Here is a 26,345-nt window from a genome sequence, read left to right on the forward strand (position 1 = left end):
CGCCCCGTCGGAACGGACTTTCGCGAAACGTCAGCTGCGGGACCACGCCCGCGCAACCGCGCTTCGGTGACCCTGCATGCCTCTCTTGGTTCTGGAATCGACCGGCCGCAGCAAAGATCCACGGTCAGTCGCTGAGCATCATCGCGCAGCCCCGCGCAATGTTCGCCGCAGCGGACGGCGGATCGAAACGCTGGATCACGCCCATGCATTGTTTCGCAGCGCCTGCCGTGTCGGCGAACGCCTCGATCGACTTGAGCATCGTGCGTTGCATGGCAGGCACGTCGCCGGCCGGGAACGCATACCCCGACACGCCGTCGATCACCAGTTCCGGTACGCAGCCGCAACTCTCGCTCACCACCGACGGACAGCCGTGGCTCAGCGCCTCGTTGACCACCAGGCCCCAGGGTTCGCTCATGCTCGGCAATACCATGCAGGTAGCGCTGAAATATTCGATCGACAATGGTTCGTCCTGCAGACTACCCAGGAACGTAACGGAATCGGACAGGCCCATTGAGGCCACCTTCGCCTTGAGTTCTTCACCCATCGGACCGGTGCCGACAATGCGCAGCGCTGCATCTGGAATCCGTTCCTTCAACCCGCGGAACGCATCGATCAGCGTGCCAATGCCCTTCTCCGGTGACAGACGGCCGACATACAGGAAAATGGGCTTGTTGCCGGCGCGATAGTGCAACCGGTCCGGCAGCGCGCGCTCCGGCGAAAACGAGCGTGGCAGTGCGGCAGCCTGGCACGGGATGAAGATCTTTTCCTGCTTCGCGCCAAGCGACATCAAATACTCGCGGCTACGTTCACCGAACCCGAAATAGCCGTCGCATAATGAGAAAAACACGCGCTTCGGAATGGAAGTCATCATCCTGCGCGGCCGGTCGCGTGCGGTTGAATCGCAGAACACGGCGCGACGCTTGCCCGTCAGGATGCATGCGGCCATCATCGCCCAGTACTCGGGCCGGTGATAGCCCGGCAGCACCACCAGGTCTGTCTTGGCCTTCAGCACTTCCCACGTGAGGCGAGCCGTCATGCGCCAGGTCGGCACGTCTTCATAGCAGCCGTTGTAGAGCTTGCGCATCGGATAGCTGTGGAACGAATAGTCCACGTCAGAGAAGCCGATGCGGTCATGCTCCGTGTCGGCAATCTGAACCATCGAATACTTGATCGTTCCGGACCCGGATATGTTGTACAGCGCGGAGAGCACTGCACCTTTGTGCCGCGACCAGACGACGTTATGAAAAATAGTGACCGTAGCGTTCATGTTGTACTTGTCCCCGATTGGTAGCGCGCGTGTGCGAAGCAATAGTCCACTTCAGGCTCACGCATGTGCCGGTTGCTGGCTTAGCGCCTCGTAGCGCTGCAGGAAATCCTGGTAGGTCGCCCGGATGCCCTGTTCGAGCCCCGTCGACGCGACCCAACCCATCTCGCCCAGCTTTGACACATCCAGCAGCTTTCTCATCGTGCCGTCGGGCTTGCTCGCGTCGAACACGAGCTGTCCCTGGAATCCGACCACGCGGCAGACCGTCTCCGCGAGATCGTGAATAGACAGGTCCTCGCCCACGCCCACGTTGAACACGCCTTCGGTACGTCCGCTCTCCATCAGGAACACCGCCGCCCCGGCCAGATCGTCCACGTGCAGGAACTCACGGCGCGGCGTGCCCGATCCCCACACCGTCAGCGTGCTTTCGCCATTCAGCTTCGCTTCGTGCGCCTTGCGGATCAGCGCCGGCAGCACGTGGCTGCTCTTCAGGTCGTAGTTGTCGTTCGGACCATAGAGATTCGTCGGCATCAGCGAGATGAACTTGCAACCGTACTGGCGGTTATAAGCTTCGCAAAGCTTCAACCCGGCAATCTTCGCGATGGCGTACGCCTCATTGGTCGGCTCAAGTGCCGAGGTCAGCAAATACTCTTCCTTGATCGGCTGCGGGCAGGCCTTCGGATAGATGCAGGAAGAACCGAAGAACACCAGCTTCGACACATTCCAGCGGCAGGCCGCATGAATCACGTTGGTTTCGATCGTGAGGTTCTCGTAGATAAACGATGCCGGCAGCGTCGAATTCGCAAGAATGCCGCCGACCTTCGCTGCGGCGAGCAACACCACGTCGATGCTCTCCTTCTCGAAGAACATGTTGACCCCGACCTGGTCGGTCAGGTCGAGTTGCGACTTCGTGCGCGTGATGATGTTGCGATAACCCTCACCGGTCAGGCGCCGGACCAACGCCGAACCGACCATGCCGCGATGACCCGCTACAAAAATGCGTGCGTTTTTATCCATGATTTTCACTCGTGGTGTTCAAGTGCCTTGAATCCGGCCATCGTGACAAGCGCGTCACGCCGTGCTATCTGAAAATCGGAACGAACCATTTCCTTCACGAGCGAGGAGAATGTCGTGGTGGGGCGCCAGCCCAGTTTCGCGTGTGCCTTCGACGGATCACCAAGCAGCGTTTCCACTTCCGTCGGACGGAAATAGCGCGGGTCCACGCGGACGATCACGTGGCCCTTGGCCATCTTCGTTTCGCGCCCCTCGACCTGGTCCACGATGCCCACTTCGTTCACGCCTTCACCTTCGAAGCGCATGTGAACACCCAGCTCGGCTGCCGCCTGGATCACGAATTCGCGCACGCTGTGCTGCTCGCCGGTAGCGATCACGAAGTCTTCCGGCTGCTCCTGCTGCAGCATCAGCCATTGCATCTCGACGTAGTCGCGCGCATGGCCCCAGTCGCGCATGGCGGACAGGTTGCCGAGATACATCTCGTCCTGCATGCCGACCGCGATGCGCGCAAGCGCCCGGGTGATCTTGCGGGTGACGAAGGTCTCGCCGCGCACGGGAGACTCGTGATTGAACAGGATGCCGTTGCACGCATACATGCCATACGCTTCGCGATAGTTCACCGTCATCCAGTACGCGTACAGCTTGGCCGCTGCATACGGACTGCGCGGATAAAACGGCGTGGTTTCCTTCTGCGGCGACTCTTGCACGAGACCGTAGAGCTCAGACGTCGACGCCTGGTAGAAACGCGCTTTCTTTTCCATGCCGAGAATGCGGATCGCTTCGAGAATACGCAGCGCGCCGAGTCCGTCGGCGTTGGCCGTGTATTCGGGCTCCTCGAATGACACCTGCACGTGGCTCTGTGCGCCGAGGTTATAGATCTCATCGGGCTCGGTGCGTTGAACAATCCGCGTGATGCTCGAGGTATCCGTCAGGTCGCCGTGGTGCAGGACGAACTTGCGATCCGACTCGTGCGGATCGCTGTACAGGTGGTCGATGCGGTCCGTGTTGAACAGCGAGCTACGGCGCTTGATGCCGTGCACTTCATAGCCTTTTGCGAGCAGCAGCTCGGCCAGGTAGGAGCCGTCCTGTCCGGTAATGCCGGTGATCAAAGCGACCTTGCGTTTCATCGTGTGCCTCTCGTCTCTCAGATTGGATATGCGGCGCGTGCCCCGCGCGCCGCAACGTCTTCGCGTCCAGGCATCACTCAGGGATGCTCTCGTAGCCGTAGTAGTTCGTGTATGCGCTGCCGGACATCAGTCTCGATTGCGGTACGTCGGTCAGCAGCACGCCCTTCATGTTCACGCCGCCGTGATGCAGGCGCTTCATCGTTTCGCCAATCTCTTCCACCTGGTTGCGGCCGTGGCGCACCACCAGCAGGCTCGTGCCGGCATGCTTGCCGATCACGGTTGCATCGGTCACTGCCAGGACCGGCGGGGTGTCGATAATCACCAGGTCGTACTTGTGCTTGAGCACTTCCAGCACTTCATGCATGCGGTCGCTCATCAGCAGTTCCGACGGATGCGACGGCAGCGAGCCCTTGGTCAACAGGTCGACGCCCGGCAGCACGTCATGCAGCACCGCCGCTTCGATATCCGAGCCCATCAACACGTCGGACAAGCCCGGCATATGGCGCACGCCGAAGTGAGAGTGCACGTCGCCGCGACGCATGTCGCCGTCGATCAGCAGCACACGCTTTCTCGTCGATGCCACCAGCGTCGCCAGGTTGACCGAGAGGAACGACTTGCCTGCATCCGGGCGCGAGCCCGTCAGCATCACCACGTTGTTACGTGCATCGGCCATCTGCAGCTGCAGTGACGTGCGCAGACCGCGAATCCCTTCCACCGCCGCGTCTTCCGGCGAGGTCGCGGCGAGGACATGAAGACCCTGGCTGCGCGAACCGACCTTCTGCTGCAGGCGCAATTGCTGGCTGCTGCGCGGCACGATGGCGAACACGCGCACGCCCAGGCGATTTTCGATTTCTTCCGGACGTTCCACGCCGCCATACAACGATTTGCGGATGAACGCCACGAGGATGCCAAGCACCAGGCCACCGGCCAGGCTGATCAGGATCACGAGCACGCGCTTCGGGCGCACAGGATCGTCAGCCGGTTCGGCGAAGTCGACCACCCGAACGTTGCCTACTTGCCCCGCCTTCGCCACGCGCAACTGCTGCGCGCTGTTAAGCAGGTTCGTATAGAGCTCGGTATCGACCCGTACGTCTCGCAGCAGGCGCAGCGCCGTTTGTTCGGTATCGGGCAGCACGGAAACGTTCTTGGTCAGTGAACCTTGGGCAGCCTGCAATTCACCGATCTGCGCGTCAAGCGCGGCCACCGACGGATGGTTCGCGGTGAAACGCTGCGAGAGTTCGGCGCGTTGCTGTTGCAGGTCCATCAGCTTCGACTTGTTGTCGACGACTTGCTGGAGCAACAGGCGGCTTTCTTCGCTCAGGTCGACCGTGCCTTGCTTGTTACGGAAGTTGTTGTACTTCTGCTCGGCCTGGTCGAGTTGTGCGCGTACTTCCGGCAACTGTTGCTCGAGGAACGCGAGCGTCTTGCCGGCTTCCGCCGAGCGCGTGTCGAGATCCTGTTGAATGAAGCGGCGCGCGATGTTATTCACGATCTGCGAGGTCAGCTTGCTGTCGTGACCTTCAAGGCTCAACGCGATGATGCCGGACTGCAGCGTTGTTTCAGCCACCGTCAGGCGCTTTTGCAACGCATCCACGGTACCGAGCGTGGATGCACGCGTCAGTTCGAACTTGGCGCCCGGCTCGCCGCTCATGTTTTCAACCAGCAGCGTGACAGGCCCAAGCGCGCTCGTACCGCTCGCTTCCTGGCCGACCTTGCCGTTCAGGATCGCGATGCCGTCCGGGTCGCTCAGGACATAGCTGCCGTTTTCGCCGGCAGTGAGGATGTACGTCTTGTCGTAGGCTTCCTTGGGCGTGTCGAACTTCGGCACCGAGATGCTTTCGTTGCCCCAAGCGAAACCCGACAGCCAGCTCACGGGCGCCTGGCCGTTACGCGTGCCCAGGATGTCGCTGATCATGCCGCCCACGATCGGGAAGTAGCGCGGACGCGCGCTGATATCCAGATGCAGCTTGTTGACCGTGTCCTCGACCACCAGCCGCGAACGCAGCAACTCGATTTCGGCCGCTGTCGTCGACTTCGCGTCGAACATCTGCGACACGGTCTGCACCGCGTTGGCATTGTTGTTATTGGCGTTGTTTCCGGGATTGCTTTCGGTCACCTGGATCATCGCGTCGGCGCGATAAACCGGCGACGCAATGAATGCGTAAGCCGTGCCGAGCGCAACCACAACCAGGGTCACCAGGGCGATGATCCGCCAGCTTCCCAAGATGGCCGCCAGGTAGTCGGACAAGCGCAACTCGTCCCCTGTCGACACCACGTCCGCGTAACGGTTTTCGAAATTGATGGCCATTTTTTGTCGCTCACTCAAACGAACAATCGAAACGGGCCGGCGCCCAACGTCACTTTCTTCACCTTCGTGATCTTCATGACGTCCGGCACCGGACGCAGCTCCAGGACTACTTGGTTACGATCGCGGCAGTCAGGCCCGCGTTGATAGCCGGCAACAACAGGTTCAATACGCGGTTGGCGCGGACGAGACCGCTGTTGTCAACATAGACAACGTCCTTCGATTCCAACGGAAACTGGTTCGCAAGCAGCATGGATACCGGCGAGCGTGCGTCGAGGCGATAGATCACCGGCGAGTCGCCGGTCGACTGGCGGACCACGAAAAGCTGCGCCGCATTGGAGGTGTCCTGGTTTATCTGGCCCGCCTGCACGATGGCCTCACCCAGCGTGAGCGTGCCGTCGCGCAACGGCGACACGGCGGTGGGCTTGGTCACTTCGCCCATCACGTAGACGGTGTTGTCGTCGCGGGAATCCACATGCAGCATGTCACCCGGCTGCAGCATGATGTCGGCGGGGTTCTTGCCCTGCTTCATCATCTGCGCGACGTTCACGGGATACGCCACGCCGTTGCGCGTGATCGTCACGCGGCTTTGATCGGCCGTCGGCGCAAAGCCGCCCGAACGGTTGACGGCTTCGGTCAACGTCATCGGAATGTCGTTGATCGTCTGCGCGCCCGGAGCGCGCACATCACCATCCACATAGACTTGCGACGAACGGAACGAAGCCACGCGAACCGTCACTTGCGGCTTGACGAACACCTTGCTCAGGTCCGCATAGATTTCGCGCTGGACCTGCTCGGCGGTCTTGCCCTCGGCGTGGATGGCGTGAGTCACGTACGGAAACTGGATGTTGCCTTCGCTGTCGACTACAAAACCGGGCGCCGCATCACTGGGCTTGGTGTTCTGCGCCGGCTGGCCGAGCGCTGCCGCGAGTTCCGGGTGATCCCAGACGACGATCTGCAGCACGTCACCCGCGCCGAGCTTGTAACCCGAGGGCTTGGCGAACAGGTTGAGCTGCGCCTGCGCCGTGGTGCTGCTCTTTTGCTCCGCCCGAATCTGGCGGATCAGCGTCAGGTCGATCTGCTTGATCGGGATCTGCATGTCGCTCGTCACGTCACCGTTATCGGCCGTCGTGACCGGCAACGCAGCCGGCGTGACCATGTGTTGGCCCGGTACGAGCGAACACGCGGACAGCATGGCGGCAATCGCCAGGGAGAGTGCCACACGCGTTCCGGGAACGGCATGGCTGTTTTTGTTCGGCACCGCGGCACCGGATAGTTGTTGGCTGTTCATGTTGTCGTCCCCTGCCTCAATAAGCGTTGGTGTGGCGCAAACCCTTGAAGATCGTCGCGAAGATAATTTTCATATCCAGTCCGAACGACCAGTTCCCGAGGTAGTACAAATCGTGTGCTACGCGTCCCTCCATTTTTTCGATGCGATCGGTTTCGCCGCGAAAGCCGTTTACTTGCGCCCACCCGGTAATGCCCGGTTTGATCCGGTAGCGGTGGATGTAACCCGACACGACCTTCTGATAAAGATCGTCGTGTTCGAGCGCATGCGGACGCGGTCCGACCACCGACATGTCGCCGCGCAGTACGTTGAAGAATTGCGGCAGTTCGTCCAGGCTCGTGCGCCGCAGGAAACCGCCTACGCGCGTGATCCGCGGGTCGCCGCGCTTGGCCTGTTCGAGCACGCCCTCTTTCTGCGCATGCAGGCGCATGGTGCGGAACTTGTAGATGGTGAAGACGCGGCCATCCGCGCCTTTGCGGCGTTGCTTGAAGAACACAGGGCCACGCGAACTGAGCTTCACTGCGATTGCACAGGCAAGCAGGACCGGCGAGACCGCGAGCAAGGCGCCCAGCGCAAAGAAGCGATCGAAGATCTCCTTCTGCATCATCGCGTTCGGCGGCAACGGCGACGCCGCCAGGTTGATGGTCGGCACGCCAAGCAGGTTCGTCACGCTGCCTTCGAAGAGCGCGAGCGTGCGCACGTCGGGCATGAAACGAATGTTGATCAGATCATTGCGGAACTCGTTGACGAGCTTGAGGATCGTGCGTTCTTCGGTCAGCGGCAGCGCGAGCCAGACCTCACCCACGTTCTGCGTACGCACGTAGTTGGCAAAGGCTTCGTGCTCTTCGAACACCGGCACACGCGTGTTCATCGTGGTACCGGCCTGTACGTTGTAGGCTGCCGTCGCACGAAAGCCTGCTGCCGGCGCGGTGTCGATCTTGCGAACGATCTCGTCGCAATGTTCGCCGCATCCAGCGACTGCGACCTGCTGCAAATTCAGGCCCGCGTTGCGCACGCGTCCCAGCACGCTGTGCGTGATCAGGCGGCCGGCGATCATCGCGGCGCCTGCCATGCCGGTCCAGTAGACGAACCAGAGACGCGACACGAAGTCGATACGATGCAAGGAGAACATCAGCACCATCGCGCAGGCCTGCACGACGAGCCAGCTCAGCGCGACCTGGCCCGCGAGTGCCCCCTTCGAGCGGCCACGCCATGAGGCATACACACCGAACGCAGGAAACACAGCGAGAGAAAACGCCGCTGCGAAAGCCACAAACGCCAGATAGAAACTACGCTGCGAGATGTCGTCGAAACGGATTTGCGACGCCACGAGCGCACCCAGCACGATCATCGCAACATCGAATATTCGCGCCAGCAGGTCTGTTATTCCGCGCATTTTATTCTCCCCGAACCACACACTTTTTTGCTTGACGGTTGTTTAACTGCACCGGCCGTACTTGTCGTCGAATCTGACGATGTCGTCTTCGCCGAGGTAGGTCCCAGACTGCACTTCAATGATTTCAAGCGGCACGCGACCGGGATTCTCAAGGCGGTGACGCACGCCGAGCGGGATATAGGTCGATTCGTTTTCGCTCAGCAGAAATTCTTCTTCTCCCCGCGTGACGAGCGCTGTGCCGCTTACGACGACCCAATGCTCCGCGCGGTGGTGATGCATTTGCAGCGACAGGCGCGCCCCCGGATTCACCACGATGCGCTTCACCTGGAACCGCTCGCCGTGATCGATGGAATCGTAGAAACCCCACGGGCGGCGAACCTTTCTATGCGCGTCGGCTTCCGGCGACTTCGCAAGCTTGATGCGCGATACAAGTCCCTTGATGTCCTGCACGCGTGAGCGATCGGCCACCAGCACCGCGTCGTCGGTCTCCACCACAATCAGGTTCGTCGTGCCCACACACGCCACGAGCCTGCCGCCTTCCGAGCGCGCGTAACTCGCGGTCGAGCCTTCGAACAGGACCCGCCCGCTCGCCGCGTTGCCGGATTCGTCCTTCTCCATCGCGTCCCAGACCGCGTCCCACGAACCGAGATCGGACCAGCCGGCTTCGAGCGATACGACCACACCCTTGAACGGCGAACCGGGCTTGCCGAGGTGCTCCATCACCGCGTAGTCGATCGAATCGGAGGGTGACTTCGAGAACTCCGCAGCGCATGGACGCAAGTATCCGTCTGCGTTATTCAATTGTTCGTACGACAAGACACATGCCGCGTGCATCTCCGGCTGGAGTTGTTCGAGTACGGCAAGCCATACCGATGCGCGCACGACGAAGATGCCGCTGTTCCACCAGTAATTACCGGCTGCCACGTATTGCGTAGCCAGTTCCGCGGGCGGCTTTTCGACGAAGCGGTCAATGCGATGCGCGCCGTCTTGCAGTGCGTCGCCCAGGCGGATGTAGCCGAAGCCGGTGTCGGGGCGCGTTGGAGGAATGCCGAGCGTGGCGATGTCGCCGGCCTGCGCAAAACGCGCGGCAGTTTCGATGGACGCATGCAGCGCATCGAGATCGGCAATGGCATGGTCGGCCGGCATGGCCACGAGGATGGCGTCCTGGCCGTCGGCACAGGCGGCCAGTGCGGCAAGCGTGAGGGCGGGGGCGGTATCGCGGCGGGCAGGCTCGACCACGATGCGCGCAGTCACGCCACTTTCACGCACCTGCTCGGCGGTTGCGAAGCGATGTTCTTCGCCGCACACGATGACCGGCTCCGGCACCACGTCCCATGCTGCGGGGAAGTGCTTCATGCGCTGCACGGTGGCCTGTAACAACGACTCGGTGCCGATCAGGCCAATCAGCTGCTTCGGAAATTGCTCCCTCGACACCGGCCACAGGCGTGTGCCTGACCCGCCCGCGAGAATCACCTGCACGAGACGACGGCACTCCGTGTTCACTCCCGGAGCGGTAATCGTCTCAACGGTTTCCTCGATGTCCTGCCTGACCTTGCTGTCCATTTTAGTATTCCTATATTCTTTAACCCGTTCCCCGGGCGGAGCTGCACGCGCCATTTGCACCGATCGTCGACTCCGGTTCAGCCGAACCGCTTGCGTCTCAACGCTCCGTGACTACGGTCAAAAAAACCTGGCCTTATCCCCATCAGGCGCCGGCATCGCGACGGCTTTGCATCCGGTATTCGGTTGGTGAAATGAGAAGGCGCTTGCGGAAGATCTTGGCGAGACGGTCGCCGTTGCCCATGCCGCTGCGGCGCGCGATCTTGTCTACCGGCAGTTCCGAATCAGTGAGCAACGTGCAGGTCACGGCAAGGCGTGCTTGCAGCAGATAGTCCGAGGGCGTGATGCCCATCTCGATCTTGAAGCGGCGCAGGAAGTTGCGTTCGCTCATGGCCGCCACTTGTGCTGCATCGACGACCGAGATCGGCCGCTCGCAGTTGTCCTGGAGCCAGCGCGCGGCGGTGCGGATCTTGTCGCCGGCAGAGGCCGTGCCGCTATCGCCGAGCAACGGAACGAGCTTGGAGGCCGAGCCGGGCATGAGACGTTCCGCAACCCCGCGCGCCACGTCCACGCCGAGGTCGCGCTTGATCATCAGCAACGCGCCCTTCATGGATTCGTAGCGGTCTCCCGCTTCGCTCGCCTGCTCTTCGCGTACGGCGTGCATCATCGAATGACCAACGCGGATCTGCGTCTCGGCCGCGTGGCCGATGCCCGCGGCATCGAGCACCTTGCGCCCTTCCGCGATCGACTTGACCACCGTGGTCTTGGAATGCACGCGGCGCAGCCATTCCACGATGCGTTCGTCGCCCGCCGCACCGTCCGCGCCCTTGCCGCCGGCTACGAACAATGCGTCGAAGCCGCCATAGTGGCGTGCATCGAGGCCGTCGGTCCACACTCGTACCGACGACGAACACGCCACGTTGCCGCCTTCGACGGACAGGAAACGCACGTCGTAGGTCCAGTCGTTGCGCGCTCTCAGGACGGCCAGTTCATTCGCGACATGGAAGACCTCCGCGACAATCCCGGCGCCGAGCAGCGAGAAGCCGTCGAACAGCAGGATCGCGATACGGCGGATCTCCGCCTGCGCGGTGCGGGGGGCCGGCTGTAGCCATCCCATTACGGCGGGTTCAAGACTGGCGTACGGCATGGCGTTCCCCTGCGAACTTGTTGAATCCAACGTGACTGGATAGTGGGTTCTCATTGCGGTGCATCATAGACACCCTCAAGTTTTATTAGGTTGTCGTGACTGAAAGTAGCGAGATGTTGGCGGAAAAATTCCGGCGTCGCCATTCAAATCCTTTTCAGTGCGTGCGCTGCCTATCATTCGGTAAATTTGAATACGTTCGTTCGGTAATTTTGTAAATAAATTGAATGACCGGGATTTTGATTTCGAATGGCACATTGCAAGAGGAATGCCAGTCCAATTCGACCGCACATATCGGACAGGGCTGTCCAACGCCGCGAATGTCATACAAATCAACGTTCCGCGCGGTTTATAAAGGCCCGCGCGGTAAGGCTTCCCGCGGCATTCTCGGGTCCGGCGCAGACGCGGCCAGAGCGTGAGTAGCAGTAAACGTTGCGTGAGTGAAACATGACAAACCACGATTAAAAACACGTTTCACGAAGACTTGCCTTTTTAACTCTCTGTTTAAGGCTTGAAAAAACACTTCTAATTAAAATACAAGTGTTAAATCATGCCTTCAAAGCGCCATCGCAATTAGCAACATAATCCGGCAATGTGTGGTGGCGCACATACTTCGATTCTTTTCTTATATTTACCAAAATGACGTTTCACGATAGAAACAAAATCATTTCATCTGATAAAACCCCGTACAACGTCAAAATGAAATACCTCCAACTGGCAGTCGCCGGCAACGAATCCGGCTCGGACGGGGCGTGCGGGTTCATTGAATGAGGATCAAATGAACTAGGAGGCCCGCAGAGGCCAAGCGAAAAAATCCGCCAGCGTGGCGGCGGATGACGACTCGGCGCAACCATTCACATACCAGTTGTCAGCAGCCCTGCGCTTGCGTGGTTACGTGTGATCGCCCGCCTACGCTCGGACGGCGTATCCCGGAGCAGCCCCCGCTGGTTTTGATACAGATTAGTTACGCATGCGCCGGTTGGCCGAAGGAGCACCCAACAATGCCGGATCGGCCAGATTGTCGCGCTATCCCGCCACCCATATACGCCCGGATGGTTCGATACCGTCAGCATCCGACAACGTCCATCGCCACGACTGGCGTGTTCGTTGCAGCTCGCCTATCCTCAGCGCAATCGGAAGCGGCACGAGCAGGTACTCCTGGCGCCGCGCGCCTGCTCGCAGCACCTTTGAACAGTGCCTTATGTTGCATCGCGAGATAGAAACTTGCAGGCATTTACCGGGTGATTGGGCATCGCAGCGCAGCGCATACGAAAACGTTTCATTCAGGTAGCACGAAGGTGGAGAGTGCCGTTTTTCCTCGGTGGAAAACACCGTCGCCGCGGACTCGAACCACCCGGCTCTCGACCCCGGGGTGTAATGAAAAATTTATCGATCGAAAGACTCGCCGCACGTATTGCGCCGCGCCCGCCCCGCCTGCTGGTTCGATACAGCAGGTTCGCGCTGGCCTTCGTCGTCGCGGTGTCCGTCTGTGCTTGCCGGGGCGAAAACGCTGCAGCTCAGGAAGCGTCCGCCACGCCCACCGATACCGTCAAGATCGACGGCAGTTCCTGGACACCTTGCGCGGCGGAGTACGAGCGTTGCTCCTTCGACGGCGCGAGGAAGGTGCTCTACGGCACGCCTGAGAAGCACGTAGTCAAGACCTTCACGGGCGGCACGGGTTGCGACAACGGCGTGTTCGACGACCCCGCGCCGGGTGCGTCGAAGCGTTGCTGGGTCGAAGCCAGCGCGGACAGCGCCATGGCGCGCTTCGTAGCCGACTCGCCGCCGCCCTCCTCCCCACTGCCGATGCAATGCAGCCCGGCTGTCGCGCCAGTCGATGCGCCAGCTTCCGGCGACGCCATCGAAGCCGACACACCCGGCAGCGACGGCACGCGTATGTTCCCGCTTCGCAAACCGTTCGAACTCGCGCTGACCACCCGGGCCAAGTCGGCCGGCACGCTTGCATGGCGGATAGAGGATGCGTGGAACACGGTCAAGGCCAGCGGCCATTTCGCCGTGACGCCGGGTACGCATACATCGACTATCAAGTGCACGTCGCAGGCCGCCGGCTACTTTTCGATCTCCGCGCAACTTGACGCGGCCAATGCAGCGCCCGCCGCGTTGCCGTCGCGTGGCACGCGGCCAGCGGGCATCGCCACCTTTGGCGTGCTGCCCGAACTCACCGCGGTCCTGCCGGCCGTCACGTACAAGTACCCCGATCTGCATCGCTTCGGCGGTCAGGGCGCGGCATATTTACGGCCCGGCCAGACATGCTGTTCCGGCGATGGGTATCGGCCGCTCTATCCCGACCTGGGCCTCACCTGGGTCAACGACAACCGCAACTGGTACATGACTGAGCCGCAAGCGCCGAACACATTCAATCCCGCCGCCGACAACCTCGCGCCGTTCTTCAAACCCGGCGACCTGCTGCGGCTGATCCAGCTCGACGGCATTCCGGGCTGGGCGAACCGTACGGGCAAGGACACGCACAGTTACGCGCCGTCCTCGCTTGCCGACTACAGCGCCTATATGAAGCGCGTGGGCGAAGAATCGAACCGCGTGCGCTCGAGCGTTTTTCCGCAGCAATCGAATAACTACTATCAGGTGAGCTGGGAACCCGACTATGAAGGCGGCCTGCCGTGGCGCGATACGGACGCCAATCTCGTCGCCATGTACAAAGCGACTTACGAAGCGATCCACGCTACCGATCCTCATGCGGTCGTGATGGGGCTGACGTTGTCGTCGCTGGGGAAAAACACCGAGTGGCTGAACCGGCTCGCGCCGCTTGGCATTGCGAAGTATCTCGACGGCGTGAGCGCGCATGGTTACTACGACGTGGGGACGTCGCCATCGCATCCCCCAGAACGCATGGCGGGTAACAGCGATCCGCAGAAAGCCGCGCAAAGCTTGCCCATGATGATGCGCGGGCTGCGTCACGCCATGACGCAGATGCTTAAACCGGGCGCGAAACTGTTCATCACCGAGTCGGGTATCAGCTATGACATCGGCACGAAGTACGGGAGCGCGACGCCGTCCGCGAACGTACTGTATGCCCAGGGCGCATTGGTGTCACGGCTGCACCTGATCCTGCTCGGCGAGGGCGCGGACATGAGCTATATCTTCTACACGGCCGATCCGACCGAAGTGGGTTATGGCATTTTCTTCGATCTCGTCAACGCCGAAGGCGGCTACGGCCAGAAGCAGATCAGCCCGAAGCCCGCGGCCATGGGCGTGGCTGCGATGACCCGCATTATCGACGGCACCAGCACGCTTGGGCCCATCAAGAACACGCCGCCCGGCGTCTATGCGTATGCGTTCCAGCGCCTGAACGGCGGCAAGGTCGTGACCGCGCTGTGGACGCACGAGAATGCGGTATGGCCGGGTGCATCCGGATTCAGCGAGACGCATGGCGTGAAATACACGTTGCCGGTGGATGCAGCGGGAACATCCGGAACGGTTACCGTGCTCGACATGATGGGCAATCCGTCCACGCTGCCTTATGCAAACGGCCGCGTGGCGCTGACGCTGACCGAGGCGCCGGTGTATGTGGTGTCGCAGAATGCCGGCGTGATGAAGGCGAACGTCAACACGCCCGAAGGGTACGTGGCGCAGTAACCCTTGCCGTCGCTATGCACGGGTGTTGACAGGTATTGGCATGCCCCGGTCACCCGCTCTGGCCGGGCGCTCTCCGTTGACGTTTCTCAGTCAACGCTCGTTTCTCATTCAACGATCGCGCGTGGTACCGGCTATCGATGCCGCATGAAAACAGCGCTAAAGCAGCACGTTTTCACGCTCCACAGCGTTTCAGAACTCCATCGAATTTTTGCGAAAGTTCCGACAGAAGCGGATTCCCGCGTGCCTTACATTCGATCTCCATGACGACAGTCGAAGCAATCGAAGCAATCGAAGGACAAGGCATTGCATGTTCGAGAGCCGCTGGAGTCATCTGATTCGTCCACGCCGCCAAGCCTTGGCGCGTCCGTCCGTCCCATTCGTGCCATCGAGCACATCGTTTGTAGGGCAGTGGTGACCCCACTGCAATTGCCATGAAACACCATGAACCAGGGCATGCCGCCGCATCTGCGGGTGGCCTCCTTTTCGCCGCCATACTCGGCTGCCTGAGCGTGCTGAGCGCTTGCCCACCTGAAAATGTCCGCGACACCAGCGGGGAGATGAAGCCTCCTGCAGGCGCGTCGGTTGAAGCGCCCACGGACATCACGGACCTCTGATACGCCGCAAACAAGAAGCATCGAGGGAAAGACCGCCATGGTTCGGCCAGCTACGCCAAAGTGCTGAACGCTGTGTCCGTTCAACCACGCGCCCTGGCATGGTGAGTTGCAGCAAACGGCGCGATGACCAACGTCGCGGGCGTGCGCGCACCGTGTATGCCGCGAATAACCGGCTTGCCTGGTTTGCGAGGAACACAGGGATGATCCAGGTACACGTTCCATCGGAAGTCGCTGCTATCTTCCTGCCTATGACGCATTCGCCAGGGCGCTCAAGGACGATTTCTCCGATTGGCTTCCAAACGCGATCTTTCGGCGTAATAAGCCAGTTCAAAGCCGATACGGCAGCGATGACCGCGCGGTAAACTGGCTCATCTGCATAAAATGCCGACGCGGTGAACGCAGACACGCAAACATTGCGTGTCTGGCCGCAAACACAGCGATCCAAAGCACACTCGGAACCATCATGGACGGCCTGCGCTGGACGACGATCATCGTCGTCGCAATGCTCGGCGGTGGGTTGGCAGTCTGCGCGCTGATCGCCCTAGTGGTGCTTTTCATTGGCCACGTCGCCGCGCGCTTATTCAATAACGATGAACATGACTGAGGTACCACAAGCGTGACCGATCTCTCTTCGTTTTCATCAGTCGCCGCCGCCGCGCAACAGGCCGATCTACTTAAGAAAACGCCACCGTTCGAGGCGTCGCCGATCCTTGATGACGCGGACTTCCTTAACGCCATTCGACTGACACCGCTTGTGTCCATTGACCTGATCGTGACCGATGGCAACCGCCGCGTGCTGCTGGGACAGCGTCGCAACCGGCCCGCGCAAGACACCTGGTTCGTGCCGGGCGGCCGGGTCCGCAAAGGCGAAACGCTCGACGCCGCATTCACGCGCGTAGTCCGCGATGAGCTGGGCATAGCCAGCGTACAGCGCTCGTCGTCGCGTCTGTTCGGCGTGTTCGAGCACCACTACTACGATAACTTCGCAGGCGTGCCGGACATTGCCACGCAATATGTCGTGCTCGCTTATTCGATCATGCTGGGCGGCTCGGTGCCGATCGGCCGCTTCGATCAACACAGCGACTACGCATGGCTGATGCCCGCAGAAGTGCTGGCTCGCGAAGACGTGCACCCGAACGCAAAAGCATACTTTCGGTAAGGACCGCGGGTCGGCCACCGGTGGCGCTATAAGCGGCTCGATGAGCCGCTTTTTTTACGTGCTGTGCGCGAAAAAAAAGCCCGCTCGTAGCGGGCTAAAGACCATAGCGCGCGCCGGGGGGCTGGCGCTACGTACAACGCGGTTCATGCTGCAATTCGAATCCTGTTTAATTTGTTCGCCAGACGTGTCTGCAGCTAACGCCAGTGCCGCGCGTTCATCGATTCATGGTTCATGAAACTCGGCTCGCGAACGTAGCCGACTCATTCAGCCGATCAGTTCCGGCGCCTCGTCGAGCGGTTCCCCGTTCGTCACCGGTGCGGGGTTGCGGCTCGCGAGAAACGCGCGCAAGTAGGCTTTGAACGGCTCGGCCACTTCCGGATGACGTAACGCGAACTCCACGGTGGCCTTCAGATAACCGAGCTTGCTGCCGCAATCGAAGCGCTTGCCTTTGTACTGGTAAGCAAGCACCTGTTCATGCGCGAGCAATGCCTGGATCGCATCGGTCAACTGGATCTCGCCGCCCGCGCCCGGCTTCTGCATGCGCAGATGCTCGAAGATGCGCGGCATCAGCACATAGCGCCCGACGACGCCCAGGTTAGACGGCGCCAACGCCGGCTCAGGCTTCTCCACCATACCTGCTATCTTGAAGAGTCCGTCCTCCCACTGCCGGCCTTCAATCACGCCGTATGACCCGGACTCACGCGGATCGATCTCCTCCACGCCCACCACCGACGAGTGATAACGGTTGAAGACTTCGACCATCTGCGCCATCACGGGCGGCTCGCCATCGAGCAGATCGTCGGCGAGCATGACGGCGAACGGTTCGTTGTCGATCAGCTTTTGCGCGCATAGCACTGCGTGGCCGAGTCCGAGCGGCTCCGCCTGGCGCACGTAGACACAGTTGACGTGGGACGGTTTGATGCTGCGTACGAGTTCAAGCAACGCACGTTTTCCGCGCGCCTCGAGCTCCGCTTCAATTTCGTATGATTTATCGAAGTGGTCTTCGATCGCACGTTTGCCTCGGCCCGTGACGAAGATCATTTCCGTGATGCCGGCCGCGACCGCCTCTTCCACCGCATGCTGGATCAGCGGTTTATCGACGATGGGCAGCATTTCTTTCGGACTTGCCTTGGTGGCAGGAAGAAAGCGCGTACCGAGTCCTGCGACGGGAAACACCGCCTTGCGTACCTTAAGCATGTCCGACCCCCTTGTTTTGTCCGGCGCTCGACGGGCCAGGATTCCAGTCAATGCAGTCTTTCGCAATGCCTCCTGCAATGCCCCATGCTATGCGAACGAAAGACCCCGTGCCTGTTTTTTTCATCACTGATGGTCAGCTTATTACTTGAATATCGAAACCATCTGCCAACATCTCGTTCTTTTCAGACGACTGCCCTGATGCTTCTGCGGCGCCGCGTATAGTGCGACGCATACGCGACCAATCCCCGCCGCCCGGACCGACAACGGAGACAAGTTGATGGGACACGCCAATGGTATGAGCCGGCTGCAAATCGTGCGATTGCCGAGTGCCGACCCTGCGTCCGCATCTGCGCCGGTGCCCGATGCATCCCGCTCGAACTGGCACACGCCCGAGCATGCAACCGCCTCCGGAGCCGCGCACGAGTCAGGCCCAGGATCAGCACACGAAGCGATGCAAGAAGCCATGCATGAAGCGATACAGGAAGGGAAGGCCGCGCCCAAGCGGATCGGCATACTGATCTTCGAAGACTTCTCGCTGGTCGAGGTGAGTTCGATATCAGAGGTGTTTTCGTTCGCCAACGAGATTCACACGTTGTCCGATTCCGCTGCCGTCAAGTCCGGCGCGGCGCCGGATTACGCGTTGCTGTTCCTGTCGAGCGATGGCGGCAGCGTTGCCAGCAGTTGCTCCATGCGCATCTGGACCGAGAGTCTCGACACGCGCTGGATGAGCGAGTGCGACGCCCTCTTCATTGCAGGCGGCGAAGGCGCGCAGCGCGCGAAACTGGACACGCAGTTGCTCAGGCGCTTAAGCAGGGTCGCACCGAAGATATCGTTTGTGAAGGCCATTGGCGAAGGCTCGCAGATCCTCGCGGCGGCGAACCTTTCATTGCAGAACCGGGCGCCCGACTTCGAAGACCCCGCGGCAGCGTCCGCCCTGACGAGTTCGCTGTTTATCGCCGAGCAGACACTTACGCTCGATGACCCCAAGGGTCCGATCGCGGCCGCACTGTCCATCATCAAACGTGATTACGGTCCGGCGGTTGCGCGCGAAGTATCGGAGCGCTCCATTCCAGGCGCGTGGCCGAAGTTGTCCGCCGTGCTCGACGACACCGACGTGGGTGGTGTGCGACAAAAGATCGACGCAGCGGCGCGCTGGATGCGCGAAAATTACATCCGGCCGATTTCGATTGCCGATGCCGCGCGCGTGGCGGCCATGAGCGAGCGCAATTTCCTGCGCCGCTTCAAGGCGCAGATCGGATTGACGCCGTCGGAATATTTGTTGCGGGCGCGACTGGATGCCAGTTGCATGCTGCTTGCCGCGACCGATCTTCCCGTCGATAAGATCGCGCGCCGATGCGGCGCCGGCAGCGGCGATGGACTGGCCAAGATATTCCGCAAGCGCCTGTCCATTTCACCGACCGAATACCGGTTGGCCGGACGCAGGAAAGCCGCGGAGGAGTGAGGAAGTCATGTCAGGTTCCGGCGCAGTTGGAAACACGGATTAAGAGCAGGCAATAGGTACAACGGGCACAATAGGCACAGCGCAACAAGCGCAGCGGCGACGATCCTGATCGCCGATCAAGCGCGCGCTTTTCGGGGGGAGTATGACAAGTACGACGGCTTTGAGCTGGATCACCAATTTCGGCGATGCGGGTTTGACCATTCCCGTGGCAGCCGGATGTGCGTTGTGGTTGAGCACAACTGACAAACGTGAAGCGCTGGTTTGGGTGGGTACGTTGGTGGGCGCGTTGGCGTTGGTCGGCGTGAACAAGATCCTGTATGCGGGCTGCGGCATCGAGCTTCGTTCGATCGACTTTCGCGTGATCAGCGGCCACACCATGCTGACATCGGCGGTATGGGGCGTGACGTTCGGCCTGCTGGCCGGAAGCAGAGGCGTGAGGTGGTACAGGCTGGGCGCGGCGGCCGGGTTGGCACTAGGCGCGCTGATCGGCTTTTGCCGGGTCGTGCAGGACGCACATACCCCCATTGAAGTGGTGGCCGGCTGGTTTCTGGGTGGCGGTATCGCGTTGTTTTTCCTGCGACGCTTTTTCAAACAGCCGCGCAAGATGCCGGGGTCGATCTTTGCCGGGCTAGGTCTGCTTGCAGTGTCGACGATTGCCTATGGGCATCACGCACCCATTCAGCAAATGCTCGTAGCCTACTCACCGTGGTTATGCCGGTGGTTCGATTTCTGAAATCGCTCGCGCCAGATGTGATGGGGTGCTGGCGTGAACGAAAACCACCGCTAGAAAGGCTCGATCAACTCGGCTTGCTCGACCACTTCCGCGGGGAACAACGCAGGCAGATACTCACGCAAATACGCCTCGAAGTCGTCACGCACCTCAGGATGCTGCAACGCGAGCTGCACGGTCGCCTTCAAATAACCAAGCTTGCTGCCGCAATCGAAGCGGGTGCCGTAGTACCGGTATGCCAGCACCTGCTCGACCGCGAGCAACGACGCAATCGCGTCAGTCAGTTGAATCTCGCCACCACTGCCGGCCCGCGTATTGCGCAGATGCGCGAAAATCCCCGGCATGAACACATAGCGCCCCACCACTCCCAGATTCGACGGCGCCAAAGCCGGCTGCGGCTTCTCCACGATCCCCGACAGCTTGATGATGTCCTCTTCCCACTCGCGCCCTTCGATGACGCCATAGGACGCGCTGTCGATCCGGCTGATCCGCTCTACGCCAATGACAGAGCTATGGTAATGATTGAATACATCGACCAGTTGCTTCATGACCGGCTCCTTGCTGTGGAGCAGGTCGTCGGCAAGGATCACGGCGAACGGATTTTCGCCAATCAACTTTTCCGCGCATAGCACTGCGTGGCCGAGCCCGAGCGCACTCGGCTGGCGCACATAAAAGCAGTCCACGTTCGCGGGCTTGATGTTGCGCACGACCTCGAGCAGCGCCGCCTTGCCGCGCGCTTCGAGTTCCGCCTCGATCTCGTAGGATTTGTCGAAGTGGTCTTCGATCGCTCGCTTACTTCGGCCCGTCACGAATATCATTTCCGTGATTCCCGCTGCTATCGCCTCTTCGACCGCGTACTGGATCAGCGGTTTATCGACGACAGGCAGCATTTCCTTCGGACTCGCTTTTGTCGCGGGCAGGAAACGAGTGCCGAGTCCCGCGACAGGAAATACGGCTTTGGTGACTTTCAGCATCGCACGCGCTTCCCTAAAATACTTTCAATTAATGCACGAACGCCCGTTCGCGCAGTATCCCGATGCATCGAATTCGTATTCATGCAAAGCTTTCAATCGACGTTGATATTCATTAAAAGCTGCTTTTGAAAGCGTAAAATAATTTGCTGCGTCGCAAGACGATGAGCTGCGTCATCCTGACCCCGATGGCAGATGGCGCCAGCCGCGGCGCACGAAAAAATATTCAATCTTCCGCCGCACCGCAGCACGATCGTTCTGAAACACTTATTCTTGATCGTCCGAATGCGGAAAACGAATGCCTGACGCGTTCAGTTTCGACATGGGATCGTTACGTAGCGCGTCCCGATAAGCCGAGACCGCGGCGAGGATCAACAAAACAGCAATACCGGCGAATGCGTGCATGTCCATGACGTACCTCTGTTTTTGAATGGTTTGAAATGAAGTTAGCAGAAAAAAAACGACAAATAATTGCTGAATAAATTCGTTACCTTTCGAACAGACCGTAAGGAGGTTTTTGCTCATCATGTACACGATGAAGTGTTTGTCACGCATATTTTTCCATTATTTGCCGGATTAATATGACATTTGCAAGTGCGCCGCTTGAGTGGCCACTTAGTGCACCGGACAAGCACCAGATAAGGCGCCGCAAGGCCGGGAACCGTCTCCGGCCTTTATTCAACCTGGACACGAGGTCTTTAAATGAGCGATTCGTCCCTGCTCGATCCGGCCGGTTCCTCCTTGCAGTTACCGCTCGAACGCGCAGCCGCTGTCAGCATTGACGACCGCGATGTCGCCATCAACGCGTGGCGTGGTTTTGCGGCGCTACTGGTCGCTTATTTCCACTGCCGCCAGATCACCTGGATCGGCATACAGCAATTCCACAGGACGGGGGCCAGGTTCGACCTCAACACGGTCTTCAGCTATCTCACCTTTCCCATTGCCTGGGGTTCGGCCGGCGTGCCGATCTTCTTCGTGATCAGCGGGTACTGTATTCATCGTGGAACGGCGCGCAAGCTGCTAGCCAATCCCGCTGCTCCCTTCGATACCGGCAACTTCCTGATGCGCCGTTTCGCGCGTATCTATCCGGTGCTGCTTGCCGCGCTGGTGCTGACGTACGTGCTGGATACGTTCAGCCTCGGCTTCACGCCGGTCAGCCCCAAGATTGGCACGGCGGATCTGCATTTGTTCATCGTCAACCTGCTTTCGCTGCAGGGCGTGGCCGGCGGTACGTTCGGGTCGAATGGGGCGTTGTGGACGCTGTCGCTGGAAGTGCAGTTCTATCTCGTGTATCCGTTGCTGATCGCATTGCGCAAGCGGATCGGGATGAAGGCGGTGCTGGTTTGCGTCGGCATTATCAATGTGATTTCGGCGCTGGTGTTCGAGCGTCACGAGATCGTGTTGTTCGCGTCGTACTGGTTTTCTTGGACGCTGGGCGCGTGGATTGCCGAGGCGAAGGCCGCGCCCGATGCGCAGAAGATGCCGCACGGGTCCGTGAAGCTGAAGATCGCGGCGGCGGTGGTTGCGGTGATTGGTTGCGGTGCGTTCAAGTTCGGGCAATACATGGCGTTCCAGTTCTGGGCGCTGGCGTTCGCGCTGTATCTGTTCCAGGTGCTCGATAAACCCATGCGCAGCTCGTTGCCGGTAAGGGGTTTTTCGTGGCTCGGCGAGTTCAGTTTCTCACTGTATATCGTGCATATTCCGATTCTTATCCTGCTCGGATCGGTGCTGTTTCACTCGGCGCTGCAGACGACTATCTGGGCATCGTTCGCCTTCATGATCGTGCCGATTGCCGTGGCCTTCGTGTTTTATATGCTGGTCGAGCGGCCGGCGATGAACTGGTCCGCCAGTTTTAAGCGGCGTCAGGGCGGGGGCGGTTGATTTTCGCTCGCGCCGGTGGACGGGTTTGGGGGTTTGGTGGGTTTGAGCTTGGGCGGGGGCGGGGCGGAGTCGGGTTGGTGCTTTCCGCGTTAGTGGTCAGGGGTCAGTGCCGGGTTGGTAGGTTCTGGGGTTAGCGGTCGGAGTCAATGCCGGGTTGCTGCTTTCAGCGTTAGTGGTCTGCGAGAGTCGGATTTTCTCTTTATCACTATTAGCCACTGTGCGTGGCGGCACGTCATTTCTTTGTCCAAAGCGACAAAGAAACGAAGCAAAGAAAACGCTTTCAAACACGCTACCCTAAGTGTCCACAGCGTGCAGTTTCTATTCATAGGTGCCCCAAAAGCACGGTGCTCGCCAGAGCCACGGATGTGTGAACCCCTCCTTCTCCGAACACCGATACCCACACGCTTCGCCACCAGTGATTGAACCTGCCCAAGGAGCACCCCGCGCTATCCGCGGACGACCTCCCGCCAAATGTGTACGCACCTCGAACCATGTGGCCAACCCGCCAAGAAACAATGCTGCAGAATGCGTAAGGCCGTAACCGACGAAAATAGCTTTACAGAACGCGCAGCCAATTCACAAAAACTGAAGCAGTAAACACAAACACGCGTGAAGCTGTGACCTATGAATACGGTCGCACAGACCAGGTAGCTAACCCGCGAAGAACCGCAGCCGTAAATACCCGTAATGCCGTGCGGGTTCCTTAGCAATGGTGCTTGCCCGAGAGCGTACGGGGCGAAGCGTGTTCGTGTCAGGATTCGCGAGAAGGAGGGGTTCAAACATCCTTCGCTCTGGCGAGCACCGTGCTTTTGGGGCACCTATGAATAGAAACTGCACGCTGTGGACACTTAGGGTAGCGTGGTTTGAAAGCGTTTTCTTTGCTTCGTTTCTTTGTCGCTTTGGACAAAGAAATGACGTGCCGCCACGCACAGTGGCTAATAGTGATAAAGAGAAAATCCAACTCTCGCAGACCACCACGGCCGAAAGCACCAACCCGGCACTAACCCCGACCGCTAACCCCGGAACCTAGCAACCCGGCACTGACCCCGCCCCCCAAGCTCCCCCCCAACCCGTCCACCGGCGCGAGCGAAAACCAACACCCTACCCCCGTTTCAACCGCGACTTCCCCGCGACATCGGAGAGAATCTTTTGAACGCTCTCCACATACCGTTCCGTCCCGAAGCGGTTGATTGCATTCGCATAACCCCGCTCGACCAGCCGGTTGCGCAAACCAGCATCCCCCGATAACTCACCCAGCGCACCCGCCAGTGCATGAACATCGCCGGGCGTGCAGAGAATGCCGTTCTCGCGATCCTCCACAATGTCCGTCACGCCGCCCGCCCGCGCCGCCACGATCGGCCGCTTCGCCAGCATGCCTTCAATAATCACACGACCAAACGGCTCCGGGCTGATGGACGTATGCGCGACGACATCAACCGCTTTCATGCATGCCGCAATATCGTGCTGGAAGCCCAGAAAATGCACGCGGTCGGCGAGACCATGTTCAAGCACGTAGGCACGCAATTCCGCCTCGTAGGCATCCTCGCCGAAGAGCGCCGCTCCAACCAGCACGGCATGCATCTCGGGCGCTTCCAGCAGCGCCTCAAGCAGGATGTGCTGCCCTTTCCAGCGAGCGAGCCGGCTGAACGAGCCCACGAGGAACGCATCCTGAGGCAAACCAAAGCGCGAGCGCAACTCGTGCTGCGCGACAGATTCCAGCTCGGTGAACGGCTCGGCGGAAATACCGTTGAACACCACATCCAGCCGTTCCTCTTTCATACGTGTCAACGCGGTAAGCGCAACGGCGGACGCCGTCGAGTTCGCGATCACGCGTTCCAGCATGAGCTTCGTGCACCACTTGATGATGGTGAGCTGCGTCTTGCCGAAATGCTCCTGACTGACGATATCGCGAAGATGCCACACCACCGGCCGCCGCGAGATCAGTCCGGCAATAGCGCCGACCACCATCGCGCGTTGCGTGTTCACGTAGATCACATCCGAGTTGCGCGATTTTTCCAGCGTGCCGCGCACAAGGCCCATCACGCCGCCGATCATGCCCGCCTTGGGCCGCTTCATCCCGCCGTCCTTGCTCAAGCCGCCGAGTGCGGCGCCATCGAGCACGTCGACCTTGATACCGACCGCTTCTAGCGCAATACGAAATGGGCCGTCGTCGAACAACACGGTCTCGTTGGTGCCGCGCATATTCTTCATCACCTCGAGCAACGATAGTTCCGCGCCCCCCAGCACACCGCTTTGATCGACGGCGAGAACGCGCATTGCGTCAGCCTCTTCGTGATCCTGATCCTGCTGCGCAGCCGCGGCTGCAATTGCCGGGTCGGCCACCGGTACCGGTGGCATGGCAGGCGGTGCGAGCGTGAAATGAGGTGCAACGCTTTGCACGTAAGCGCGAAGACTATCGCGGAAATGCTTGATCGAAAAACGCTCGGCATTTGCGCGGCAATCCGCGGGATTGATCTTGACCGCGCCGAGTTCGAAACCTTCCACAGCATCGATGATTGCGGCGGTCGTCTGTTCATCGAAGAAAAGGCCCGTCGGGCGCGCGTGCGAACTATCCAGCACCGTTTCCAGCGCGCCGCCCTTGCCGTACGCGATCACTGGCGTACCGCACGCCTGCGCCTCGACCACCGAGATGCCGAAGTCCTCTTCGGCCGCGAACACGAACGCCTTCGCGCGCCGCATCTTGTCCTGCAGGACGGAGAACGGCTGATACCCCATGATCTCGACGTTCGGCGTAGCCTTCTCACGAATCTTGCGCATGTCGGGCCCATCGCCGATCACGACCAGCTTGCGCTGCGGCATCTTCGCAAATGCTTCCACGATCAAATCGATCTTCTTGTACGGCACCATCCGCGACGCGGTCAGATAGAACTCCTCTTTCACGTCGCAAAGCTGGAACGCTTCGACATCGACGGGAGGAAAGATCACATGCGAATCGCGGTGATAGACCTTGTTGATCCGTCGCGCGATGAACGCTGAATTCGCGATGAAATGGTCCACCGAATTCGACGTTCGGATATCCCAGTTGCGCATGTAGTGCAGCACCATGCGCGCGAGCAGCGACTTCACGCCGGCCGTGAGATTCGATTGCTGCAAGTACTGATGTTGCAGATCCCATGCATAGCGAATGGGCGAATGCACATAGCTCACGTGAATCTGGTCGGGACCCGTCAGCACGCCTTTCGCGACCGCATGGCTGCTCGAAATGACGAGGTCATAGCCGGACACATCGAGTTGTTCGATCGCGAGCGGCATGAGCGGCAGATACGACCGGTAACGCTTTTTCGCTTGCGGCAGTTTCTGGATGAACGAGGTCGTGACCTTCTTGCCGCGCATCCACGACCGCTCTTCCATGAAGTCGACAACGCTGAAAAGATCGGCATCGGGAAAACACATGACGATCTGTTCGAGCACCTTCTCCGCGCCGGCGAATGCGACGAGCCAGTCATGCACTATCGCAACCCGCGGCACCCGTTTCGCGACTCTCGCGCGGTGCCGGGGCGGCGCGTCCTGCACGGCAGGCGGAGGCAGGCCGACCGTGTCGAGCGTCACTCGCACCGGGTCGATGACCGCTTCATCGAGATCATGTCTCATGTGTCA

General features: G+C 60.2%; 19 protein-coding genes. 7 read left to right on the forward strand and 12 right to left on the reverse strand.

Annotated elements, in window-relative coordinates; all coding sequences use genetic code 11:
- Positions 1 to 124 precede the first annotated feature (124 nt).
- The 8 genes from ACSQ36_RS14745 to ACSQ36_RS14780 all read right to left on the reverse strand — a co-directional run bounded on the left by ACSQ36_RS14745 (position 125) and on the right by ACSQ36_RS14780 (position 11,101).
- A complete protein-coding gene (locus ACSQ36_RS14745) occupies positions 125 to 1,267 on the reverse strand; it encodes a glycosyltransferase family 4 protein (protein WP_213768943.1) in 1,143 nt (380 codons plus the stop codon).
- A 57-nt stretch (positions 1,268 to 1,324) separates the two neighbouring features.
- Positions 1,325 to 2,281, reverse strand: a complete 957-nt coding sequence (locus tag ACSQ36_RS14750; protein ID WP_436182434.1) for a GDP-L-fucose synthase family protein — start codon at positions 2,279 to 2,281, stop codon at positions 1,325 to 1,327.
- Between the two features lie 5 nt (positions 2,282 to 2,286).
- Positions 2,287 to 3,405: a GDP-mannose 4,6-dehydratase gene (gene gmd, locus ACSQ36_RS14755; protein WP_436182435.1), complete on the reverse strand. Its 1,119-nt coding sequence runs from the start codon at positions 3,403 to 3,405 to the stop codon at positions 2,287 to 2,289.
- Between the two features lie 73 nt (positions 3,406 to 3,478).
- Positions 3,479 to 5,713: a polysaccharide biosynthesis tyrosine autokinase gene (locus ACSQ36_RS14760; protein WP_436182436.1), complete on the reverse strand. Its 2,235-nt coding sequence runs from the start codon at positions 5,711 to 5,713 to the stop codon at positions 3,479 to 3,481.
- 106 nt (positions 5,714 to 5,819) lie between these two features.
- Positions 5,820 to 7,001, reverse strand: coding sequence for a polysaccharide biosynthesis/export family protein (locus ACSQ36_RS14765; RefSeq protein ID WP_436182437.1), 1,182 nt, complete (start codon positions 6,999 to 7,001; stop codon positions 5,820 to 5,822).
- Between the two features lie 16 nt (positions 7,002 to 7,017).
- A complete protein-coding gene (locus ACSQ36_RS14770; protein WP_436182438.1) occupies positions 7,018 to 8,394 on the reverse strand; it encodes an undecaprenyl-phosphate glucose phosphotransferase in 1,377 nt (458 codons plus the stop codon).
- Positions 8,395 to 8,436: 42 nt separating this feature from the next.
- Positions 8,437 to 9,957: a mannose-1-phosphate guanylyltransferase/mannose-6-phosphate isomerase gene (locus ACSQ36_RS14775; protein WP_436182439.1), complete on the reverse strand. Its 1,521-nt coding sequence runs from the start codon at positions 9,955 to 9,957 to the stop codon at positions 8,437 to 8,439.
- 142 nt (positions 9,958 to 10,099) lie between these two features.
- Positions 10,100 to 11,101 (reverse strand): GlxA family transcriptional regulator, encoded by a 1,002-nt coding sequence (locus ACSQ36_RS14780; protein WP_436182440.1) that lies wholly within the window; start codon positions 11,099 to 11,101, stop codon positions 10,100 to 10,102.
- 1,374 nt (positions 11,102 to 12,475) lie between these two features.
- On the opposite strand from ACSQ36_RS14780, the gene ACSQ36_RS14785 reads away from it, so the two are divergent.
- From ACSQ36_RS14785 to ACSQ36_RS14800, 4 genes are all read left to right on the forward strand, one after another.
- Positions 12,476 to 14,713 carry a hypothetical protein gene (locus ACSQ36_RS14785; RefSeq protein ID WP_436182441.1) on the forward strand — a complete coding sequence of 746 codons (2,238 nt, stop codon included), beginning with the start codon at positions 12,476 to 12,478 and terminating at the stop codon, positions 14,711 to 14,713.
- 431 nt (positions 14,714 to 15,144) lie between these two features.
- Positions 15,145 to 15,327, forward strand: coding sequence for a hypothetical protein (locus ACSQ36_RS14790; RefSeq protein ID WP_436182442.1), 183 nt, complete (start codon positions 15,145 to 15,147; stop codon positions 15,325 to 15,327).
- 463 nt (positions 15,328 to 15,790) lie between these two features.
- On the forward strand, positions 15,791 to 15,931 hold the full coding sequence (locus tag ACSQ36_RS14795; RefSeq protein WP_213768951.1) for a hypothetical protein: 141 nt from the start codon (positions 15,791 to 15,793) through the stop codon (positions 15,929 to 15,931).
- A gap of 102 nt (positions 15,932 to 16,033) precedes the next feature.
- Positions 16,034 to 16,486 carry a GDP-mannose mannosyl hydrolase gene (locus tag ACSQ36_RS14800; protein ID WP_436183188.1) on the forward strand — a complete coding sequence of 151 codons (453 nt, stop codon included), beginning with the start codon at positions 16,034 to 16,036 and terminating at the stop codon, positions 16,484 to 16,486.
- A gap of 264 nt (positions 16,487 to 16,750) precedes the next feature.
- Here the strand turns inward: ACSQ36_RS14800 and galU (ACSQ36_RS14805) are convergent, their stop codons facing one another.
- Positions 16,751 to 17,683: a UTP--glucose-1-phosphate uridylyltransferase GalU gene (gene galU / locus ACSQ36_RS14805; protein WP_436182443.1), complete on the reverse strand. Its 933-nt coding sequence runs from the start codon at positions 17,681 to 17,683 to the stop codon at positions 16,751 to 16,753.
- Positions 17,684 to 18,134: 451 nt separating this feature from the next.
- Between galU (ACSQ36_RS14805) and ACSQ36_RS14810 the strand changes: the two genes are divergently transcribed.
- The gene (locus ACSQ36_RS14810; RefSeq protein ID WP_436183189.1) at positions 18,135 to 19,145 is read left to right on the forward strand and encodes a GlxA family transcriptional regulator; all 1,011 of its coding nucleotides are present in this window, start codon (positions 18,135 to 18,137) and stop codon (positions 19,143 to 19,145) included.
- Between the two features lie 142 nt (positions 19,146 to 19,287).
- Positions 19,288 to 19,878, forward strand: coding sequence for a phosphatase PAP2 family protein (locus ACSQ36_RS14815; protein ID WP_213768954.1), 591 nt, complete (start codon positions 19,288 to 19,290; stop codon positions 19,876 to 19,878).
- A gap of 50 nt (positions 19,879 to 19,928) precedes the next feature.
- Here the strand turns inward: ACSQ36_RS14815 and galU (ACSQ36_RS14820) are convergent, their stop codons facing one another.
- Positions 19,929 to 20,849, reverse strand: coding sequence for a UTP--glucose-1-phosphate uridylyltransferase GalU (gene galU / locus ACSQ36_RS14820; RefSeq protein ID WP_213768955.1), 921 nt, complete (start codon positions 20,847 to 20,849; stop codon positions 19,929 to 19,931).
- 264 nt (positions 20,850 to 21,113) lie between these two features.
- The gene (locus ACSQ36_RS14825; RefSeq protein ID WP_165092361.1) at positions 21,114 to 21,257 is read right to left on the reverse strand and encodes a hypothetical protein; all 144 of its coding nucleotides are present in this window, start codon (positions 21,255 to 21,257) and stop codon (positions 21,114 to 21,116) included.
- Between the two features lie 291 nt (positions 21,258 to 21,548).
- Here ACSQ36_RS14825 and ACSQ36_RS14830 point away from each other — a divergent pair, with 291 nt between their 5' ends.
- Entirely contained in the window at positions 21,549 to 22,727 is a 1,179-nt protein-coding gene (locus ACSQ36_RS14830) for an acyltransferase family protein (RefSeq protein WP_436182444.1), read from the forward strand.
- Between the two features lie 1,101 nt (positions 22,728 to 23,828).
- Here ACSQ36_RS14830 and ACSQ36_RS14835 read toward each other — a convergent pair.
- Positions 23,829 to 26,339, reverse strand: coding sequence for a glycosyltransferase family 4 protein (locus ACSQ36_RS14835; protein ID WP_436182445.1), 2,511 nt, complete (start codon positions 26,337 to 26,339; stop codon positions 23,829 to 23,831).
- Positions 26,340 to 26,345: the final 6 nt, after the last annotated feature.

The organism is Caballeronia sp. LjRoot34, assembly GCF_964253815.1.
In the GTDB taxonomy this organism is placed as follows: domain Bacteria; phylum Pseudomonadota; class Gammaproteobacteria; order Burkholderiales; family Burkholderiaceae; genus Caballeronia.

Bases quoted from the DNA above. Each gene is read 5' to 3' on its own strand.
- ACSQ36_RS14760 (WP_436182436.1), bottom strand. From the start codon at position 5,713: ATGGCCATCAATTTCGAAAACCGTTACGCGGACGTGGTGTCGACAGGG.
- ACSQ36_RS14785 (WP_436182441.1), top strand. From the start codon at position 12,476: ATGAAAAATTTATCGATCGAAAGACTCGCCGCACGTATTGCGCCGCGC.
- galU (WP_436182443.1), bottom strand. From the start codon at position 17,683: ATGCTTAAGGTACGCAAGGCGGTGTTTCCCGTCGCAGGACTCGGTACG.
- ACSQ36_RS14780 (WP_436182440.1), bottom strand. From the start codon at position 11,101: ATGCCGTACGCCAGTCTTGAACCCGCCGTAATGGGATGGCTACAGCCG.
- ACSQ36_RS14745 (WP_213768943.1), bottom strand. From the start codon at position 1,267: ATGAACGCTACGGTCACTATTTTTCATAACGTCGTCTGGTCGCGGCAC.
- ACSQ36_RS14750 (WP_436182434.1), bottom strand. From the start codon at position 2,281: ATGGATAAAAACGCACGCATTTTTGTAGCGGGTCATCGCGGCATGGTC.
- gmd (WP_436182435.1), bottom strand. From the start codon at position 3,405: ATGAAACGCAAGGTCGCTTTGATCACCGGCATTACCGGACAGGACGGC.
- ACSQ36_RS14815 (WP_213768954.1), top strand. From the start codon at position 19,288: ATGACAAGTACGACGGCTTTGAGCTGGATCACCAATTTCGGCGATGCG.
- ACSQ36_RS14830 (WP_436182444.1), top strand. From the start codon at position 21,549: ATGAGCGATTCGTCCCTGCTCGATCCGGCCGGTTCCTCCTTGCAGTTA.
- ACSQ36_RS14775 (WP_436182439.1), bottom strand. From the start codon at position 9,957: ATGGACAGCAAGGTCAGGCAGGACATCGAGGAAACCGTTGAGACGATT.
- galU (WP_213768955.1), bottom strand. From the start codon at position 20,849: ATGCTGAAAGTCACCAAAGCCGTATTTCCTGTCGCGGGACTCGGCACT.
- ACSQ36_RS14765 (WP_436182437.1), bottom strand. From the start codon at position 7,001: ATGAACAGCCAACAACTATCCGGTGCCGCGGTGCCGAACAAAAACAGC.
- ACSQ36_RS14795 (WP_213768951.1), top strand. From the start codon at position 15,791: ATGGACGGCCTGCGCTGGACGACGATCATCGTCGTCGCAATGCTCGGC.
- ACSQ36_RS14835 (WP_436182445.1), bottom strand. From the start codon at position 26,339: ATGAGACATGATCTCGATGAAGCGGTCATCGACCCGGTGCGAGTGACG.
- ACSQ36_RS14825 (WP_165092361.1), bottom strand. From the start codon at position 21,257: ATGGACATGCACGCATTCGCCGGTATTGCTGTTTTGTTGATCCTCGCC.
- ACSQ36_RS14790 (WP_436182442.1), top strand. From the start codon at position 15,145: ATGAAACACCATGAACCAGGGCATGCCGCCGCATCTGCGGGTGGCCTC.
- ACSQ36_RS14770 (WP_436182438.1), bottom strand. From the start codon at position 8,394: ATGCGCGGAATAACAGACCTGCTGGCGCGAATATTCGATGTTGCGATG.
- ACSQ36_RS14810 (WP_436183189.1), top strand. From the start codon at position 18,135: ATGCAAGAAGCCATGCATGAAGCGATACAGGAAGGGAAGGCCGCGCCC.